We start from the raw sequence: 19,171 nt of genomic DNA on the forward strand, positions 1-19,171 counted from the left end.
ATCAAATGGATTTCAAATTAAAAACTGAAGATAGCGATTTAGATGATTTATTCACTGCTTTACCTGCCGAATATGTTTCTTGGATGACCGAAACTAAAATGAAGGGAACAACCTCCGCTTTCTTAACTTTAAAAGGAAAATATATTGCTTCTGAGAATTTAAGTCCGGAAGTGAATTTCAACATCAAAGTAAGAGATGGCTACGTAAAACATGAAAAAGCGCCTTATCCCGTTGAGAATATTTTCTTGAATTTAGATACTAAACTTCCAAATTTAGACATCAATCAACTAAAAATACGATTAGATTCGTTATATTTTGATGTAAATAAAAACAAATTAAGTGCGATTTTAATTTCCGATGGTTTTGGAGAACAACTTAAAATTGATTCAAAAGTAAAATCAAAATTAGATTTGGCGTTTTTGAGTAATGCGCTTCAAATTCCGAATTTTAAATTAGCAGGAAGTTTAGATGCCGATATCGTTTCCAAAGGAGATTATATTAAAAAAGATAAAAAATTCCCTGTAACTAAAGGAAAATTTGAATTTACTAACGGATTCATTCAAACCACTTATTATCCAAAACCGATTCAAAATATTAATTTAAAAGCGAACTTAAACAGTCCAACAGGTGATTTTAAAGACGCTTCTTTTATTCTTTCTCCAGCTAATTTCACTTTTGAAGGCGAACCCTTTAACTTAAATGCTTCATTTAAAAATTTCGATGATATCAATTACGATGTAAAAGCAAAAGGAACATTAAACGTTGCTCGAATTTATAAAGTTTTCTCCCAAAAAGGACTAGATATAGATGGTTTCATAAAAGCTGATTTGAGCTTGGCTGGAAAACAAAGCGACGCTTCAAATGGAAGAATTGCCAACTTAAAAAACAGAGGAACTCTTGAAGTAAAAAACATCAAAACTACAAGTGATTATTTGGCAAAACCCTTCTTAATTGAAAACGGATTGTTCACGTTCAATCAAGACAAGATGAATTTTTCTAATTTCAATGGAACATATGGCACGTCCGATATTACCATGAATGGAAATTTAGAAAATGTCATCAACTTTGTTCTTTCGGAAAATCAAATTTTAAAAGGAAATTTCAATCTAACATCGAATTATTTGAATGTTAATGAATTTATTCCAACCCTAACTTACGAAACCGATGAAGAAGTTGAAAAAACAGAAGTTTCAGGTGTAGTTCAAATTCCAACGAATTTGAATGTTTCCATCCAAACTAATGCTGTAAAAACACAATATGACGACATTACCATTGAAAATTTAAAAGGTAATTTAGTCATTCAAAACGGTAGTTTACAACTTTCAAATAGCAGCTTAGGTATCATTGGTGCTACCGCTAAAATGGATGCTTTTTATAAAAACGAAGGCACACAAAAAGCATATTTCGATTATAAAATTAATGCTTCTGAATTTGATATTAAACGCGCTTACAACGAAATCAAAATGTTCCGAGAAATCGTAACGGCTGCAGAAAGTGCGGAAGGAATTGTAGGTTTGAATTATTCCATAAAAGGAGTTTTAAACAATCAAATGACACCTATAATGCCATCTTTAGAAGGAAGCGGAACACTTTCAGTGAAGAAAGTTAAAATGAAAGGCTTTAAATTATTGAATGTCGTTTCTGCTAAAACCGAAAATCCTGACATCAAAGATCCTGATATTTCAAAGGTGGATATCAAATCAACAATAAAAAACAATATTGTTACTATCGAACGTTTCAAATTTAAAGTAGCGGGTTTTAGATTACGATTTGAAGGACAAACGAGTTTAGACGGAAAATTAAACTTGAAAATGCGTATAGGATTACCACCATTAGGCATCATCGGAATTCCAATTAAAGTTTTAGGAACACAAGAAAATCCAGATATCAAATTAGGAAGAAAATCAGAAGATTTAAAAGAGACGGAATATGTTGATGGTGTAACTCCAATAAATACAAACGAAGGTCTGCCTGGTCCAAAAACAGTTCCAAGTGACAGTATTCCCAAAATTGAACCGACAGTTCCTGTTGAAAAAACAGAATAGCAATATACCATTTAGTTTTATCAAATTCTCAAAATGTTTTCCTGATTTGTGAAAAAATCGTAATTTTACGTCAAACATCACAAGTAAAATTATGGAAACGCATTTTGAAAGTAATCCACTGATTGACAGATTACCAAAACATTTAAAACAATTCATCAAGCCACAAGTTTATGATGATTATACGCCTATTAACCAAGCCGTTTGGCGCTATGTTATGCGTAAAAATGTAGATTACCTTTCAAAAGTTGCTCATAGTTCGTATTTAGAAGGCTTACAAAAAACAGGTTTGGAAATTGATAATATTCCCAACATGTATGGTATGAACCGAATTTTAAAAGAAATCGGTTGGGCTGCAGTTGCCGTTGATGGATTCATTCCGCCTAATGCGTTCATGGAATTTCAAGCGTATAATGTGTTGGTAATTGCTTGTGATATTCGCCAGTTAGAGCATATTGAATACACTCCAGCTCCCGATATCATTCACGAAGGCGCAGGTCACGCTCCTATCATAGCGAATCCGGAATATGCTGAATATTTAAGACGTTTTGGTGAAATTGGTTGTAAAGCGATTTCATCAGCTCGTGATTATGAATTGTATGAAGCGATTCGTTTGCTTTCAATTTTAAAAGAAGCTGAAGATACGCCAGCAGAAGAAATTAAAAAAGCAGAAGAGCAAGTAGATTTCTTACAAAACAATATGGGTGAATTATCCGAAATGTCTCGCATAAGAAACTTACATTGGTGGACAGTAGAATACGGATTAATTGGAACCGTAGATAATCCAAAAATTTATGGTGCAGGCTTACTCTCGTCTATTGGAGAAAGTGCATGGTGTATGACAGACAATGTTAAAAAAATCCCATACGATATTTCGGCAGCCGACCAAAGTTTTGATATTACAAAACCACAACCTCAACTTTTTGTAACTCCTGATTTTGCTCATTTAAGCTCAGTTCTTGAAGAATTTGCTAATAAAATGGCTTTAAGAACTGGTGGATTATCGGGTATAAAAAAATTAATTAATTCTAAAGCTTTAGGAACAATAGAATTAAGTACTGGACTTCAAATCTCGGGTATATTTACCAATGTTATTGAAGACGAAGGGAAACCCGTTTATGTTCAAACAACCGGAAAAACAGCACTATCTCACAGAGAAAAAGAATTAGTGGGTCACGGTACAGAATACCATGCGGAAGGTTTTGGATCTCCAATTGGAAAACTAAAAGGGATCAACTTGGCTATTGAAGAAATGAGTCCACGAGATTTGCGTGCATATGATATTTACGAAGGCGAGCAAGTGACTTTAGAGTTTGAAGGAAACATTAAAGTTACAGGTGAAATAGTTACAGGAACACGCAATTTGCAAGGTGAAATCTTATTGATTAAATTCAAAAATTGTACCGTTACTCATATTGATACGGTTCTTTTCCGACCAGAATGGGGAATTTATGACATGGCTGTTGGTAAAAAAGTGATTTCTGCTTTTTCTGGGCCAGCGGATGTGAATAGTTTTGATATGATTAATCACGTTCCCTCTTCGCAAACGATTAAACAGAAAAAATCGACTGAAAGAGAAGAATTAGAAAGACTCTATTTAAGTGTTCGCAACATCAGAGAAGGAAAACCTGCTACGACTACTTTAAAAGAAGCATTTGCTTCGGTTTCTGCTGGACATCCAAATGATTGGTTGTTATCTGTTGAAATTGCGGAATTGGCTAAAAAAGAAGGAAATTCAGATTTGGTTGATAAAGTTCTAAATCACTTAGAAAAAGTAAAAAGCAATCGCCCAGAAATTGTACATTTAGTTGATAACGGATTGGAATTGATTTTTGAAAAAACTAACGCTTAAACAAAGTAACTTTTGTTACTGAAAAGATTTTCAATCAACTCTATCTTTGTCAAAAAAAGAAATAATTATGGGAATATTAGATTTTTTAGGATTAGGAAATAAAACGAATGATGTTCAGGAATATGTTCAAAAAGGCGCTATCATATTAGATGTTAGAACACCTGACGAATACAAAGAAGGTCATATCAAAGGCTCAAAAAACATTGCCTTACAAGTGTTAAACGGAAACATCGAAACCATCAAAAAATGGAACAAACCGATTATCGCTTGTTGTCGTTCAGGAATGCGAAGTGCTCAAGCCACTTCTATTTTAAAACAACACGGTATTGATTGCATCAACGGTGGTGGTTGGAACAGTTTAGAAAGTAAATTATAAAAAGAAAGTCCTGATTGAATCGGGACTTTTTTATTTAAAAGGATGTCTTTGCTGCCAATGTAGTTCTGGCTCCAAATTTTTAAAAATTCTACCAATAAATCTATTAATCAATTTATTGTTATGATAAATGAAACCTGACATTTGAACTGGTGTTGCACCAATAGAACTTTTAATTTCTAGTGCTGTTCTACCAAAAATAATTCGTTTGAAACCATTTTCAATCCCATATTCTGTCATGTTGTACAACATGTTTAAGTATAACATATTTTCTTTCTGAATATGTTCGTTATACCCTAAGAAATAGGTTTCAAGCGTTTCATTATTTAGTAATAAAGTGTGAAAACCCACTAATTCTTCATTCAAGAAATATCCAAAAATCTGGAATCGATTACCACATTGTCCTTTTAAAGTTGAAAAGTGATTTTTAGATAAGAAAAAGGTATTAAAAGGTGCATTTTTCGCAACATAATGATACAATTCATATATCTGTTCTTCATTCTTAAGCACTTCTTCGTATGTAAGATTCTTTACTTGAATTCCATCATTTTTTTTACGAGCTCTTTTAAATTGGTCCCGATATTTTTTAGAAAGTGCTGCTACATAATCATCCCATGATTTCCAATTATCCTGCAAATAGAAAATCATATTGGGTTGTGTATTGAATTCGTAAATGTTTGAAAAACGATACTTTTTCAACTCTAACGAACAATGATCATAAAAATCTTTAAACGAAACCAAGTGAATTGAAATTCCTTTTTTCTTGAAGTACAACGTTATTTCATCGGCACTTTGCAATAGAATTTCACTTATATGATTGAAGTCGATTTCTTTTGAAAACACATAACCGTTTTGACCTGTAATCATGTTATTCCCAAGAAATAAAGTGTGAGAAGCAAAATTCTTAAAGATAAAATTACGAATTGCAATTTTGAAGGATTTATCTCGTTCTCCGAAGGATTCCAATTTATTCAAATCTAAATACTGTGCTAAAGAAACTCCAATGATTTCTGAGTTTTCAAAAATTCCAATATAAAAACACTCCATATTTACAGGAGCCGAACGTTCAAGAACAGATAGATAAGACGTTTGTAGAAATACATTACTCTGAGCTACTGCGTCCCAAAGTGAAGGCAAATCTTTAACCGAATTGTATATTTTAAATGAAATTTTTTCCAAGGTAAAAATAAAATCGCCCCACAAAAGTAGAGCGATTCCTATATAATTAAATGTTAAAATTCAATTTATTTCCAGCCACAAATGATAGCTCCCATTAAGGTCATTACCACAATCCAATAACCAGAAGTTACAGCTGCATATTTAAATGTTTTTTGTTCAAATAAACAGTTTGTAGCTACAACAGGTAATGCGATGAACAATCCCGATGTAAATCCATGCAAAGCACCATGCTTAAAAGTCCTGAAGGCATCTTGATAATCTGCCATAAAAGCAGCATAAGAAGGCAACGCTTTTGTTGCATCTCCTCCAACCATACCTAAAGCACCAAATTGATGAATTGTTAATGGCATCATTATAAAAGCTAACATGAAAGCAAAAATAAATGTTAATCCAAAAGTTTTGGCCATATTTCCTTTTCTTGCTTTTTCTTCAGTCATTCCAGTTTCATTCATCCAAATCGTTCCGAAAACTTTAGGATTATACCAAAAAAATCCAACAATAAAACTTGAGAGTGCCGCCACTAAAACAGCTAAAAAATTAATTTCCATACTTGATATAGTTTTTGGTTAGTATATCAAAAATAAGGATATTTTTTAACAATTGCTTATTCTGCTACAATTTTGCTTGCGCTACGGTATAAGAACTCGTTATAAATATGTCTTCTTGCAAAACGACTTGGCGACTCTGCATTTACCATTTTAATGTAGGTTACTTTAGGAACACTAAAATATTCGTAGTTACTTCCGTCTAAAAATGAAATATACAACACCCCATTATCCATATAAAAATCTTGAATATTTACAGTTGAAGTAATTCTTTGATAAACTTCTTTATTTTTTTCTTGTGTTTCTGGCGCAATACTAACCAAAAAATGGTATGCCTCAATAATATTTTTACTTCTTTCTTCTGCAGCTAAACGCTCCACAGGATCTGCAATAGTATCAGGATGATCTTCTTTCATGCTATTTCTGTAGATAGTTTTCAATTCTTTCAGCGTAGCTGTTTTAGTAACATTGAGTAATTTTCTATACTCGGCAATTTTTTTTGGATTCATAACGGATAAAAATAAAAAAGCCACTCACTTGGAATGGCTTCAACTTAGTAGCGGGAACAGGACTCGAACCTGTGACCTTCGGGTTATGAGTTTAAAAACTCTTTTTAATTAAAAATTAAAATCCTGAAAATCAATAACCTATTTTTTTATTTACCAGCTCAAAAAGTAAAAACGTTTACGGAATCGTTTACTTTTATTCTGTTACAAATATAGACAAAAAAACGCAATACAAAAATAAATTATTGCTTTTAAATAAATAGAATCAAGTTTTATATTTTATTTAAGAATTTAAATATTTAATAAATCAATTAAATAATCAAAAACAACTTATCAACAAAAACCATTTTAATTTGTTGATTATTATTTATTCAAACAAGACTAAAAAGTCTTTTAAATATTTAAATTTGTATTCATACCACAATTAAAATTCTGCAATATGGACAAATTTGTAATCAAACGAAATGGTACGTATTTACCATTTGAACCTTTCAAAATAGAAGAAGCCATTACAAAAGCTTTTGCCAGTGTAAGCGAAACTTTAAACCTTAAAGTTATTGAAACGGTGTTCCAATTGTTGTCACATCAAGACACTTGGGCAGTTGAAGATATTCAAGATAAAATTGAAAAAACACTATACGAATATGGACATTATGAAGTGATGCGTTCTTTCATGTTGTTTCGTCATACTCGAAAACTTCAACGCGAACACGTATTAGGTTTAAATGATGACACTACTTATGTAGACAGCACCCAAACCATAGAAGAATACACCAACCAAACTGATTGGCGCATCAATGCCAATGCAAACACTTCCTATTCTAATGCAGGTTTAGTGAATAATGTCGCAGGAAAAATCATTGCGAATTATTGGCTAGACAAAGTCTATTCTAAAGAAGAAGGCTACGCGCACCGAAATGGCGATATTCACATTCACGACTTAGATTGCTTAACAGGTTATTGCGCAGGTTGGAGTTTACGCGTTTTATTAAATGAAGGCTTTAACGGTGTTCGTGGCAGAGTGGAAAGCAGACCACCTAATCATTTTAGAGAAGCATTAGGGCAAATGGCCAATTTTTTAGGGATTTTACAAAGCGAATGGGCCGGTGCTCAAGCGTTTAGTTCTTTTGATACGTATTTGGCTCCTTATGTTTTCAAGGATAATTTATCGTATGACGATGTTTTAAAAGCAATTCGAAGTTTCGTCTACAATTTGAATGTGCCTGCACGATGGGGACAATCTCCGTTTACGAATATTACATTGGATTGGGTGGTTCCAGATGATTTGAAAGAGCAAATCCCAACACGAAATGAACAGCATCTTTTTAAAGGAATCACTTCAGAAGATTTTATAAAAAGAGCTAAAGAAAGAGGCGTTTCAGACATAACCGAAATGCGTTACGAACATTTTCAAAAAGAAATGAATCTCATCAACAAAGCGTATTACACTGTCATGACCGAAGGCGATGCGCATGGACAGCCGTTCACCTTCCCTATTCCAACAGTTAACATTACCGAAGAGTTTGATTGGTACGGAGAAAACACCGATATTCTTTTTGAAAATACAGCTAAAATTGGTTCGTCTTACTTCCAAAACTTCATTGGAAGTCAATATACGTATGATGAAAACGGTAATAAAGTTGAAAATCCAAATGCATACAAACCCAATGCCGTACGAAGCATGTGCTGCCGTTTACAACTCGATTTACGCGAATTATTAAAAAGAGGAAATGGCTTATTCGGAAGTGCGGAAATGACCGGAAGTATCGGTGTGGTAACTATCAATATGGCGCGATTGGGTTATTTGAACAAAGGCAATAAAGCCAAATTATATTCCGATTTAGATCGTTTGCTAGAAATTTCGAAGGCGACATTAGAGAAAAAACGCGTTTTCATTCAGGAAATGTACGATAGAGGTTTGTTTCCCTATACCAAACGTTATTTGCCTCATTTCAGAAATCACTTTTCTACAATTGGTGTGAACGGAATTAACGAAATGATTCAAAATTTCACCGACGGAAAAGAAGACATCGTTTCGGATTACGGAATGGCATTCGCTACCGAAATTTTGGAACACATTCGAACCAAAATGAGAGCTTATCAAGAAGAAACTGGCAATTTATACAACTTAGAAGCCACTCCTGCAGAAGGCACGACGTATCGTTTTGCGAAAGAAGATAAAAAACGTTATTCCGATATTATTCAAGCAGGTGAAGGCGAAAATATTTACTACACGAACAGTTCGCAATTACCAGTAGATTACACCGAAGATCCTTTCGAAGCTTTGTTATTACAAGACAATTTACAATGTCAATACACTGGAGGAACGGTTTTACACTTGTACATGAATGAAAAACTAAGTTCGGTAGAAGCGTGTCGAAATTTCATTAAAAAAGTAATTACGAATTTCAAATTGCCCTATATCACAGTGACTCCAGTTTTCAGCGTTTGTCCGAAACACGGTTATTTGAATGGCGAACACGAATATTGTCCAAAATGCGATGAAGAATTATTAGCAACCTTAAATACAACATCTTATGCAAACACAAACCACTGAAGCTTTGCTTCAACACAATGAAAAAAGAACCAAATGTTTGGTTTATACACGAGTAATGGGCTATCACAGACCCGTAGAAAGTTTTAATATTGGAAAAAAAGGTGAACACAAACAACGAACCCACTTTAGAGAATGTAAATCTTGATTTTCTAAACAAAAAAGCCATTCATAGTTTTACACCCTTCACACTGTTAGATTATCCCGATAAATCGGCTTGTATCTTATGGTTTGCAGGGTGTAATATGAAATGTGATTATTGTTACAATCCCGAAATAGTTTTCGGAAAAGGGGCTTTTTACTTTTCCGAAATCATTTCGTTTTTAAAATCAAGAAGAAATTTATTAGATGCCGTAGTTTTTAGCGGTGGCGAATGTTTAATTCACAAAGACATTATCCTATTCATAAAATTAGTAAAAAGTTTAGGATTTTTAATCAAATTAGATACGAATGGAAGTCAGCCCAAAGTACTCGAAAAACTAATTAAAGAACAGCTCATCGATTATGTGGCATTGGATTTTAAAGGTACGAAAGAGAAATTCTTTGCAATAACGAAGTCCGATTTTTATAGTCAATTTCTAAGTTGTTTTGAAGTACTTCAAGCGAGTTACATTCCATTTGAAGTCCGAACCACTTATCATTCTTCTTTATTGAATCCAGAAGATATTGCTGTAATGCAAGACGCTTTATTGGAATTGGGCTATGATAAAAACTATTACATTCAAAATTTCAGAAATTATCAAAACACGATTGCACCACTACCCGATTCGCAATCCATTTCGGAAAAGGATATCCATCAGAATATGACTAAAATCATATTTCGATGATTTAAAATCCCTAACTTTGTGTAAATTTTATCTATGTTTTCAAAAACCTGTGAATATGCCATACGAGCTACCATTTACATTGCCTCAGAATCGTCTGCTGGCAAGCGTTGCGGTATTCGAGACATTGCCAGAAAAATTGAATCACCAGAACCTTTTACAGCTAAGATTTTACAACGTTTGGTAAAAGCCGACATCATAAAATCGATTAAAGGAAATGGCGGTGGATTTGAAATCGAAAAGGTACAATTGAAACACATTAAGTTAGAACAGCTCGTAAAAGCTATCGACGGAAATGACTTATTTGACCGATGCAGTTTAGGACTTCATGATTGTTCCGACAAACAACCTTGTCCTTTTCATCATAAGTACAAGCCATTACGTGAAAATTTGAAGAAAACGCTGAAAGAAACTTCTCTTTTGGATTTAATTAGTGAATTCAATACTGGAGAGACTTTCCTTAAGCTTTAAAAAATTTAATTAAATAAAAGATAAAAATATCCTCTAATGAAAACAACTTCGGATTTAAAAGAGAAAATTCTTGAATTAAAAAAAAGGAAAAATGCAGTAATTCTGGCGCATTATTATCAAGAAGAAGCCATTCAAGAAATTGCTGATTTTGTGGGTGATAGTTTAGAATTATCGAGAAAAGCATCGCAAGTTGATGCCGATATTATTGTTTTTGCTGGCGTTTATTTCATGGCAGAAACGGCTAAAATTGTCAATCCAAATAAAAAAGTAATCGTTCCCGATGTAAAAGCTGGTTGTTCCCTTGCCGATGGTTGTCCGCCAGATGAATTCAAGAATTTCTTAGAAAAATATCCGAACCATACCGTTGTAACCTACATCAATTGCACAGCTGAAGTTAAAACCTTAACCGACATTGTTTGTACATCTTCCAATGCTAAAAAAGTGATTGCATCCATTCCAGAAGACCAACCCATTGTGTTTGCTCCTGATAAAAATTTAGGCAAATACTTAATTTCCGAAACTGGTCGTGATATGGTTTTATGGGAAGGGTCTTGCATTGTTCACGAAGCATTTTCATTAGAAAAATTAATCGATTTATATAAAAAACATCCAAACGCTACCATCATAGCACATCCTGAATCGGAAACTCATATTTTGAAAGTAGCGCATTACATTGGTTCAACATCTGGTATGTTGAATCATGTAAAAACCAGTGATAATGACACGTTTATCGTAGCCACAGAAGCCGGAATTTTACACCAAATGCAATTGGATAATCCAACCAAAATATTAATTCCAGCACCTTCAAAAGAAGACAATACGTGTGCGTGCAGCGAATGTGCATTTATGAAAGTCAACACGTTAGAGAAACTCTATCAATGTTTAAAAGACGAAAGTCCTGAAGTGCATTTGGACAACGAAATCATCGAAAAAGCTTTACTTCCTATTCAAAGAATGTTAGCGCTAAACTAAAACATCATGCAAAATTTAGAAACCGATATACTCATAGTAGGCACAGGATTAGCGGGATTATCTCTAGCGAAATATCTCAGCGAGCAAAATCCAAACCTACAAATTACCTTACTTAGCAAAACCTCTATTGACGAGTGCAATACCTATTACGCTCAAGGCGGAATTGCTGTTGTACACGACTTTATCAAAGATAGTTACCAACAACATATTCAAGACACTTTACTTGCTGGAAAAGGCATTTGCGATAAAAAAGTAGTCGAACACGTAATTACAGAAGCTCCTGCCCGATTACAAGAATTGATTCAATGGGGCGTGGAATTAGACAAGAATAATTCAGGCGAATTGGATTTAGGTTTAGAAGGTGGTCACTCCCAAAATCGCATTGTACACCACAAAGACAAAACAGGATTAGAAATTGAAACCAAGTTGATTCAAGTAGTTCAGAATTTACCGAATGTTACCATCAAAACTTCCTTTTTTGCCACTGATTTATTATTAGACAATCAAAAATGCATCGGAATCATCGGATTTGATGAAAAAAGTGAAGTGACTTCCATCGTAGCAAAAGCAACCGTTTTAGCAACTGGTGGTTCGGGACAAGTGTTTGGCGTGACTTCAAATCCATTTGTATCTACTGGGGATGGTGTGGCGATGGCGTATCGAGCGGGTGCTAAATTGGAAAAAATGAAATACATTCAATTTCATCCTACAGCGCTTTACGAACCTAATAAAAGTCAGGCGTTCTTAATTACCGAAGCGATTCGAGGATTTGGAGCTCATATTTTGAATCAAAAAATGGAACGTTTTGTTTTTCAATATCATCCTGATGGTGAATTAGCAACTCGAGATATTGTTTCAAAAGCCATTTCAGATCAAATGAAAAAAGAACATTCGCAACACGTTTGGCTCGATGTAAGACATTTGCCGATAGAGACGTTTAAAACAAAATTTCCAAATGTTTACAACTATTGTTTTGAAAATGGCATTGATGTTTCGAAAGATTTAATTCCGATAACTCCAGCTGCGCATTATCAATGTGGTGGAATTGTGGTGGATGAAACGGGAGCTACTTCTATCAAACAATTGTTCGCCATTGGAGAATGTTCGCACACCGGACTTCATGGTGCCAATCGATTGGCTTCGAATTCATTATTAGAAGCGATTGTTTATGCGCATGATTTAGCGAATCATCTGATTTCATCAATAGATACGATTAAATTGAATAAGTCTGAAATTACGCCCATTCGTTATAAAAACATTCATCACGACCAAATTTTGCAATTCAAAAACCAACTGCAACATTTCATGAAATACGATGCTTTGTACACTTCGGGGAAAAATACCGAAAAAGTATATGAAATGGTCACCGAAATGAGCAAACGCTTCAAAATGAAGTTCAAAAATTATGATTCGCATCCATTTTTATGCGAAACTTATAATTTAATTCAAACCGCAGAAATCATTTTAAAAGATTGTTTACCCAAAAGATACCGCGTAAAATCGGTTAAAAAAGAAAAAACTATTTCGTAATGCTGAATCTATTTGCCCATCCAAAACGCATTTTTTTGGTGCTTTTCGTTTGTTTTCTAGCGTTTAGCATTTGGATTTATGCTATACCTCTTTTTAGTCCAACGCCCTATTCTAAAAAAGAACTTCATTTAGTAGCTGAAGGGCGATTGGTTTGGCAGAAACACAACTGTCATACGTGTCATCAATTGTATGGGTTAGGCGGTTATTTGGGTCCAGATTTAACTAATGTGTATTCGAGAACTTCCAACAACGAAGCGTATATAAAAGGCATCATAAAATCGGGAGTAAAACAAATGCCTGCTTTTGAAATTTCGGATAAAGAAATGAAAGCACTTTTACACTTTTTAAAAAATGTAGACGCCACAGGAACATCGAATCCGCAAGATTACCAACCTGAAATAATAGGAACTTTTAGTTTAGAAAAGAAATGAAGAATTTTGGAATTTGGCTCATCAGAATAGCCCTAGTATTGTTTGTTTTAGGTTTATTTTTTGGACATTTAGCTTCCGAAAGTTATCGCATAACCCAACCAAAATCGGGTGTTATGGGATTTTTATCGCTTCGTCCGCTTCATGTGAGTAGCGCTTATTTGGGGATTATAACGGCTGGATTAGGTTTTCTGACATTGATTATTGCAAAAATGAAAACTACACGTTTTGGAACTTTTTTACAATACTTGCATTTTTCACTTTGGATAATTGCTTTGTTAGGAATTTTCTACAGTTATTTTACAGGTGATTTTGGTGGAAGAGAATATTGGGAATTCAACCCCGTTTGGGCTTTACCTATTTTTCTATCTTTTATTGTTTTCTTAGTTTTCTATCTGCATCAGGTTGGATTTTCGATAAAATGGCCTGTTTACTATTGGATGTGGCTTACTGGAATTATCTTCTTTATTTTTACTTTTATCGAAAATTATTTGTGGATTTTTCCTTATTTCAGACAACATTTTATTGCTGATATGACGATTCAATGGAAAGTAAATGGTTCGCTCGTGGGTGCTATCAATCAAATCATTTATGGTGTTGCTTTTTACTTGATGGAAAAAATTAGTGGCGATGAAAAATCGTCCTATCAAAAACTATCTTTTGCGATGTATTTTTTGGGAATGTTTAACTTGATGTTCAATTGGGGACACCATATTTACTTGCTTCCAACCGAAAAATACATTCATTACATCGCTTATGCTGTAAGCATGACCGAATGGATTATTTTAATTCGTATTTTCTACAAATGGAGTCAACAAATCAAAGAAAACAAACAATTTTACTACTTTTTCCCTTATCGCTTTTTAATGGCTTCTGATTATTGGGTAACGCTAAACTTAACCCTCGCGTTATTTATGTCAATTCCAGCCATCAACTTATATACACATGGAACGCATATTACGGTGGCGCATGCTATGGGAACTACCATTGGGATTAACACGATGATTATTTTAGCAGGTGTTTTCTACTTTATTAAACCGACTTTTAATTCGGCAAAATGGCGATTGTATGGCAGTATTGCGTTTTGGATAGTACAAGTTACCATATTACTTTTTCTAATTTCCTTAATTGGAATGGGTGTTCAACGCGCGATTTGGCAAGCCGGATTGACTTCTGAAAGCTTCAGCAAAATGAGTAGTTCCAGTGGAAATTGGGTTTTACTTTTCATCATTTTTGGAACGATTTTAATGTTCAGTATGGCGAGTTTTTTCATATATCTGTTTATTCAATCTTGGAAGAAAAATGAATTAAAGATTGAGGAATAAATTTATCCTAAAAAATAGGATGATAAAAATCAGGTAAAATATCATAATTCCATTGTATATTTGACCCTTAATACTTTCAAATTTATCATTGCTTATGTTTTCAAAATCATGCAATTATGCTATAAAAGCTACCATATTTATTGCCAAACATTCCTTAGAAGAAAAAAAGGTAGGTTTTGTTGATATCGCTAAAGAAATCGATTCGCCACAAGCGTTTACAGCTAAAATTTTACAAATACTTGTAAAAGCTGGGATTATCGAATCGGTAAAAGGGGTAAATGGTGGATTTTATATTCCGATAAAAAGAATTAAAAAGACTTTCTTAGTTGAAATTGTAGATGCTATTGATGGCGATGCCGTTTTCCATGGTTGTGGATTAGGATTATCGCAATGTTCTGAAACACATCCTTGTCCAGTGCATGATAAATTTAAAAGTATTCGTAATGAACTAGCGCATATGCTAGAAACCACGAATTTAGAAGAATTAGCTTTGGGAATTAAGTCAGGAGAAACTTTCTTGAAATCGCTATAAAACCAATTCTTCTAATTTGTAGTATTTTTAAAACTGAAACATCAAATTAATAAAGATATTTCGTCCCATTCTTGGAAGATTTTTCCAATCGGTATAAGTAGTATAATTGGCATCGAACATGTTTTCAACACCCATATTTAGCATCATTTTTGATTTCTCAAAAGTGAATTTATAACCAAAATTGGCATTTACAATCGCATAATCAGGTGTTTTGTCTTCACCATAAAAAGTGTTGTATTCGGTCTGTGTTGCATTTCCTTTTAGTTGTAATTCCGAACTAAATTTTCCTGGTCTAAATCCGACAGAAGTCATGTAATTAAACGGACTCATAAAAGGCAATCCGTTGTTTTCATTGTCTTTTCCTAAGTTGTATACGAATTGTCCTTTCCAAATCCAGAAATCTGATAATTGATAACTTACCGTAAAATCAGAAGATAAAATAGTAGCATAATCTAAAGCTGTATAGACTTTTATTCCATTGGCACCAATAGTCATAGGCGCCACCGAAGCATCAGGAATTCCAATGATATAATCGTAAATATGAAAATAGGAAGTCGATAATTTAGTTTGCCATTTCTCATTTTTAAAACCAATATTGGCATTTCCTTCTACCGATTTTTCATTTTTTAAATTGGGGTTTCCGATGTAATCAAATCCGTCAAAACTGTTATACAAATAAAACCCATAGCCTTCTGAAACCGATGGAGCGCGTTCACCATACCCCATTCCGAATCCATAAGAAATCCCGTCTTTGTTATAGAAATAATTGGTTGAAATACTTTTTAGGAATCGAGATTTTGAAGCTTCCATTTCTGGATAGAAAATCTGTAAACTTTGCAAACCGAAATCACTCGCAACATTGTTATTATGAAACCCTAAATTCGTAGTGAATTTCAAATTAGAATGACAATTGATTTCGAAATTATCTTCCAAATAAATTCCAGCATACAACGTACGAACATCAGGCCAAGTGTACATAAACATTAAGTTTTCGTTTGGATCAGACGGATACATCGTCATTTCGGCAACAGAGCGATTGTAAAACGAATTCAAATTGGCTAAAAATTGATGCTTTTTGTATTTCCCATTTACTTTGGAATAAAAACCATAGGTATCACTCCAACCCGGCATGTCCATGTGAATAGGAACATCAGGACGTTTGGTGTCGTCCATGGTGTGCGTAATCGTATTGAAATAGAGTTTGGTTTCCCAATTATCGATTGAATCAAAACTTGGTTTGTAATTGAATTTTACCGAAGTAATCAAAGCTTCCGCCAACGAAACATCCATTGGTAACGCAGGATAACCGACATCGGTAGCTCTATCAAAAATTACTGAAGCTTCAATGCTTTTATTAGGTGCCAATCGGTAACCCGAAGTTGCGGAAAGATTGAGTTTTCTGAACTGTGAAAACTGAATTTCTTTGTTATTTCCTGCTTTGTAATTTTCGGCATCGCGAAACATTACATCGGTATCCACATAAAATAAACTATCCGCATAATTGATGGCCGAACCAATGATTTTTTGGCGATTATTCGTTTCATAACCTGAGTTAACAAAGAATTCCCAACCCGCATTAGTAAATTGACGTTGGCTTCTTTTTAAATCAATCGAACCACCAATCGTATTTCCGTGACAACTCCCTTGTTGACCTGAAGAAATCGTTGCTTCTGATAAATTAGAAACTTCAACATAAGAAGTCACAGGGTCCATTTTATCGGTACAAGCGCCAAAGATTCGCATTCCGTCGATGGTAACTACGGTTCGCTCAGTTGCCATTCCGTTTATGATGGGTTCCCAAGCATAAGCACCTCTTTTGATTAAATCTACTTTGGTTGATTTTTGCAGAAATTCGTCTAAAGTAGCGAGTGTTTTGGTTTGTTTTTCGTGCAAAGCTGCTTTTGTTCCTACTACCAAAACTTCTTTAAGTTCTTTAGTTTTAAGAGAATCCGCCTCTTGACTAAAAGTAAAACAAAACGAAAGTGACAGAAAAAATACTGTTAATTTTTTCATGATATAAAGATTTTAAAAAAGGTCATTATTTAAGTCATAACGACCTTTTTTAGAGTAAAAATTAAAATTCGATTTCGAAGAAAATACTACTAGCAGTAACTGTTTCTGTGATTTCTTCTCCTTTTAAGATAGTTCCTTCGGCGTTAGCTAATTGTAAGTTGATTTTCCAATAACCTGTCATGGTTAACGATAATTTACCATCGTATAATCCACCTGCTAAAGTTTGAGTCGCATGAACGTTATTTGGTGATGAATGATTTCCCATGCTTGGCATTCTAGGGTCGATTTTTACGGTGTAACCATCCACAACTGGGAAATTCATCATGCTTTGCATTTTCCAAACGCCAACTTTCATATCGTTGACAGCTACTTTAGGAGTAGTAGGTTCGATTAAAGCTACTAAGTATTTTGTACCATCCGAACCCATAAAAGTATTTACTTTTCTTTTGGTAGAAGCTGGTACATCGATAACATCTGTTGCAGTGTAATCTACACCATTAATATTGTAATCGATTTTTAAATCCCAATATTCTGTGGCATTTTGAGCCATTTGAAACATAATATATCCTTTATATAAAGTTCCATTTTCAGTTACTTTTTCTACTGTTGAATATGGGCACGCATGTGTCATTGAAGTCATGTGCATTAGTGGAGACCAACTCACTTCTGCATTTTTAATATAATTGTTGGTTCCGTTTTCTTTGATTCGTAGGCTAATTTCATTGTACCCTTGTTCTAAACTTCCCATTTTAGAATACAATTCGATTGTATGTGTATCGTTAGTGATTTCTTTAAATTTAGTAATTCCGTCTAATTCATTTACAGCAGTTTCATCATCGTTTGAACAAGACACGAAAGTTAAGGCCATAGCAAAAATGGCTACAATATATTTTATTGAAGTTTTCATTATATTTTTTAATTAAAGTGATTGTAATTACATCTGAAATACTTGATTTCAGACAAATTTGGATATAAGTTGAGTGGGTTAATTCAGAAAATGAACTAACAAAAACCAATATTTAATTAAGAAATAAATGTGGGTGGATGAAAGAAGGCACAATCATTCAAGTGAAAGTAAAGATTAGAATAATTGTTACCAATAGAAGTTTTATTTAAAAAATAAATTTGTCTAATTTCTATAGGTTGAATTTCCTGAAAAAATACAATTTCAGTTTGTTCGAATGATATCTTTTTTTCTGGAGAATTTTCAGAACCGCTTTCAGAAGCTTTTGCCAATTGTATTGCCAAGTGACACTTCCCGTTACATTTTAATTCGGGTTTGGATTTATTCTCACAAAGGTTAGTTACAATGTAATCATAATTCACAGCATATTCTAAAACCGGAAGTATTGGCTTTAGAAACATCAATGCAGTTAATATGATTAGTAATTGTTTCATGGGACAAATTTACAAGAAATAAATTAAGGTCTAGTATGATTTCAGTCATATTTTTTTTACTTTTATTGAAATTAATTTGTGCTTTATCTAAAAGAATTAAAGCCTTCAACACAACTACTTTATGCAGATAGATTTAGATTTATTATTTACTTGGGGCGCTATTGCCAAGGAGTACAAGAAAAATGAAATTATTTTTCATGAAGAGGAATCAGCGAATTTTTATTATCAAATTATCGATGGTTGCGTAAGAATGTACAATTCCAATGAAGAAGGAAAAGAGTTTACTCAAGGCTATTTTAAAAATGGTCATAGTTTTGGTGAACCACCTTTGTTTATTGATGAAGTGTATCCTTCCACTGCCGTAGCCTTTAAAGATTCGAAAATAATAAAAATTTCGAAGGAGAAGTTTTTAAAGATTTTAGAGGAATATCCTTTTATTCAGAAGCAATTCTTGAATTTAATGGCAACTCGAATTCACACCAAAGCCAAAACTACAAAAGACATTGTAAATCAAAAACCAGAGTTTCGAATTTTAGCCTTTTTAAATGCCCACAAAAACCCCGATTGTCCTAAAAAAGAATTGGTAGAATTTACAAGACAAGAAATTGCCAACTTTACAGGTTTACG

General features: G+C 33.6%; 19 protein-coding genes. 13 read left to right on the plus strand and 6 right to left on the minus strand.

Annotated features, from left to right (window positions below; all coding sequences use genetic code 11):
• From B4I81_RS04015 to B4I81_RS04025, 3 genes are all read left to right on the plus strand, one after another.
• Positions 1 to 2,045: AsmA-like C-terminal region-containing protein (locus B4I81_RS04015; RefSeq protein ID WP_291107906.1), on the plus strand; the 2,045-nt coding region annotated here is incomplete at its 5' end.
• 91 nt (positions 2,046 to 2,136) lie between these two features.
• Positions 2,137 to 3,894, plus strand: a complete 1,758-nt coding sequence (locus tag B4I81_RS04020) for an aromatic amino acid hydroxylase (protein ID WP_291107909.1) — start codon at positions 2,137 to 2,139, stop codon at positions 3,892 to 3,894.
• A gap of 67 nt (positions 3,895 to 3,961) precedes the next feature.
• Positions 3,962 to 4,270, plus strand: coding sequence for a rhodanese-like domain-containing protein (locus B4I81_RS04025; protein WP_291107912.1), 309 nt, complete (start codon positions 3,962 to 3,964; stop codon positions 4,268 to 4,270).
• 30 nt (positions 4,271 to 4,300) lie between these two features.
• Here B4I81_RS04025 and B4I81_RS04030 read toward each other — a convergent pair whose 3' ends face one another.
• From B4I81_RS04030 to B4I81_RS04040, 3 genes are all read right to left on the minus strand, one after another.
• Complete coding sequence (locus tag B4I81_RS04030) at positions 4,301 to 5,446, minus strand: GNAT family N-acetyltransferase (RefSeq protein ID WP_291107915.1); 1,146 nt, start codon at positions 5,444 to 5,446, stop codon at positions 4,301 to 4,303.
• Positions 5,447 to 5,511: 65 nt separating this feature from the next.
• Positions 5,512 to 5,994 (minus strand): DUF1761 domain-containing protein, encoded by a 483-nt coding sequence (locus B4I81_RS04035; protein WP_291107918.1) that lies wholly within the window; start codon positions 5,992 to 5,994, stop codon positions 5,512 to 5,514.
• A gap of 56 nt (positions 5,995 to 6,050) precedes the next feature.
• The gene (locus tag B4I81_RS04040; RefSeq protein WP_250579692.1) at positions 6,051 to 6,500 is read right to left on the minus strand and encodes a KTSC domain-containing protein; all 450 of its coding nucleotides are present in this window, start codon (positions 6,498 to 6,500) and stop codon (positions 6,051 to 6,053) included.
• Positions 6,501 to 6,936: 436 nt separating this feature from the next.
• Here B4I81_RS04040 and B4I81_RS04045 point away from each other — a divergent pair, with 436 nt between their 5' ends.
• The 9 genes from B4I81_RS04045 to B4I81_RS04085 all read left to right on the plus strand — a co-directional run bounded on the left by B4I81_RS04045 (position 6,937) and on the right by B4I81_RS04085 (position 15,133).
• On the plus strand, positions 6,937 to 9,054 hold the full coding sequence (locus tag B4I81_RS04045; RefSeq protein ID WP_291107923.1) for a ribonucleoside triphosphate reductase: 2,118 nt from the start codon (positions 6,937 to 6,939) through the stop codon (positions 9,052 to 9,054).
• The gene (gene nrdD, locus B4I81_RS11815) at positions 9,035 to 9,199 is read left to right on the plus strand and encodes an anaerobic ribonucleoside-triphosphate reductase (protein WP_111567273.1); all 165 of its coding nucleotides are present in this window, start codon (positions 9,035 to 9,037) and stop codon (positions 9,197 to 9,199) included. Before B4I81_RS04045 ends, nrdD begins: the two co-directional genes overlap by 20 nt.
• A complete protein-coding gene (locus tag B4I81_RS04055) occupies positions 9,156 to 9,878 on the plus strand; it encodes an anaerobic ribonucleoside-triphosphate reductase activating protein (RefSeq protein WP_349678565.1) in 723 nt (240 codons plus the stop codon). Before nrdD ends, B4I81_RS04055 begins: the two co-directional genes overlap by 44 nt.
• 33 nt (positions 9,879 to 9,911) lie before the next feature.
• Positions 9,912 to 10,346: an RrF2 family transcriptional regulator gene (locus B4I81_RS04060; RefSeq protein ID WP_111567272.1), complete on the plus strand. Its 435-nt coding sequence runs from the start codon at positions 9,912 to 9,914 to the stop codon at positions 10,344 to 10,346.
• Between the two features lie 36 nt (positions 10,347 to 10,382).
• Positions 10,383 to 11,318: a quinolinate synthase NadA gene (nadA, locus tag B4I81_RS04065; RefSeq protein ID WP_291107928.1), complete on the plus strand. Its 936-nt coding sequence runs from the start codon at positions 10,383 to 10,385 to the stop codon at positions 11,316 to 11,318.
• A gap of 6 nt (positions 11,319 to 11,324) precedes the next feature.
• A complete protein-coding gene (gene nadB / locus B4I81_RS04070; RefSeq protein ID WP_291107931.1) occupies positions 11,325 to 12,848 on the plus strand; it encodes an L-aspartate oxidase in 1,524 nt (507 codons plus the stop codon).
• Positions 12,848 to 13,279: a c-type cytochrome gene (locus B4I81_RS04075; RefSeq protein ID WP_291107934.1), complete on the plus strand. Its 432-nt coding sequence runs from the start codon at positions 12,848 to 12,850 to the stop codon at positions 13,277 to 13,279. The genes nadB and B4I81_RS04075 overlap by 1 nt, the downstream gene beginning before the upstream one ends.
• Complete coding sequence (locus B4I81_RS04080; RefSeq protein WP_291107937.1) at positions 13,276 to 14,601, plus strand: cbb3-type cytochrome c oxidase subunit I; 1,326 nt, start codon at positions 13,276 to 13,278, stop codon at positions 14,599 to 14,601. Before B4I81_RS04075 ends, B4I81_RS04080 begins: the two co-directional genes overlap by 4 nt.
• Positions 14,602 to 14,695: 94 nt before the next feature.
• Positions 14,696 to 15,133 carry an RrF2 family transcriptional regulator gene (locus tag B4I81_RS04085; protein ID WP_111567267.1) on the plus strand — a complete coding sequence of 146 codons (438 nt, stop codon included), beginning with the start codon at positions 14,696 to 14,698 and terminating at the stop codon, positions 15,131 to 15,133.
• A 27-nt stretch (positions 15,134 to 15,160) separates the two neighbouring features.
• Here the strand turns inward: B4I81_RS04085 and B4I81_RS04090 are convergent, their stop codons facing one another.
• The 3 genes from B4I81_RS04090 to B4I81_RS04100 all read right to left on the minus strand — a co-directional run bounded on the left by B4I81_RS04090 (position 15,161) and on the right by B4I81_RS04100 (position 18,544).
• Positions 15,161 to 17,146 (minus strand): TonB-dependent receptor plug domain-containing protein, encoded by a 1,986-nt coding sequence (locus B4I81_RS04090; RefSeq protein ID WP_291107941.1) that lies wholly within the window; start codon positions 17,144 to 17,146, stop codon positions 15,161 to 15,163.
• A gap of 61 nt (positions 17,147 to 17,207) precedes the next feature.
• The gene (locus B4I81_RS04095; RefSeq protein ID WP_291107943.1) at positions 17,208 to 18,053 is read right to left on the minus strand and encodes a FixH family protein; all 846 of its coding nucleotides are present in this window, start codon (positions 18,051 to 18,053) and stop codon (positions 17,208 to 17,210) included.
• A gap of 116 nt (positions 18,054 to 18,169) precedes the next feature.
• Positions 18,170 to 18,544 carry a hypothetical protein gene (locus B4I81_RS04100; RefSeq protein WP_291107946.1) on the minus strand — a complete coding sequence of 125 codons (375 nt, stop codon included), beginning with the start codon at positions 18,542 to 18,544 and terminating at the stop codon, positions 18,170 to 18,172.
• Between the two features lie 121 nt (positions 18,545 to 18,665).
• Here B4I81_RS04100 and B4I81_RS04105 point away from each other — a divergent pair.
• On the plus strand, positions 18,666 to 19,171 hold a 506-nt coding region (locus B4I81_RS04105; protein ID WP_291107949.1), incomplete at its 3' end, for a Crp/Fnr family transcriptional regulator.

Origin of the sequence: Flavobacterium sp. UBA6195 (genome assembly GCF_002422095.1) — a bacterium.
In the GTDB taxonomy this organism is placed as follows: Bacteria; Bacteroidota; Bacteroidia; order Flavobacteriales; family Flavobacteriaceae; genus Flavobacterium.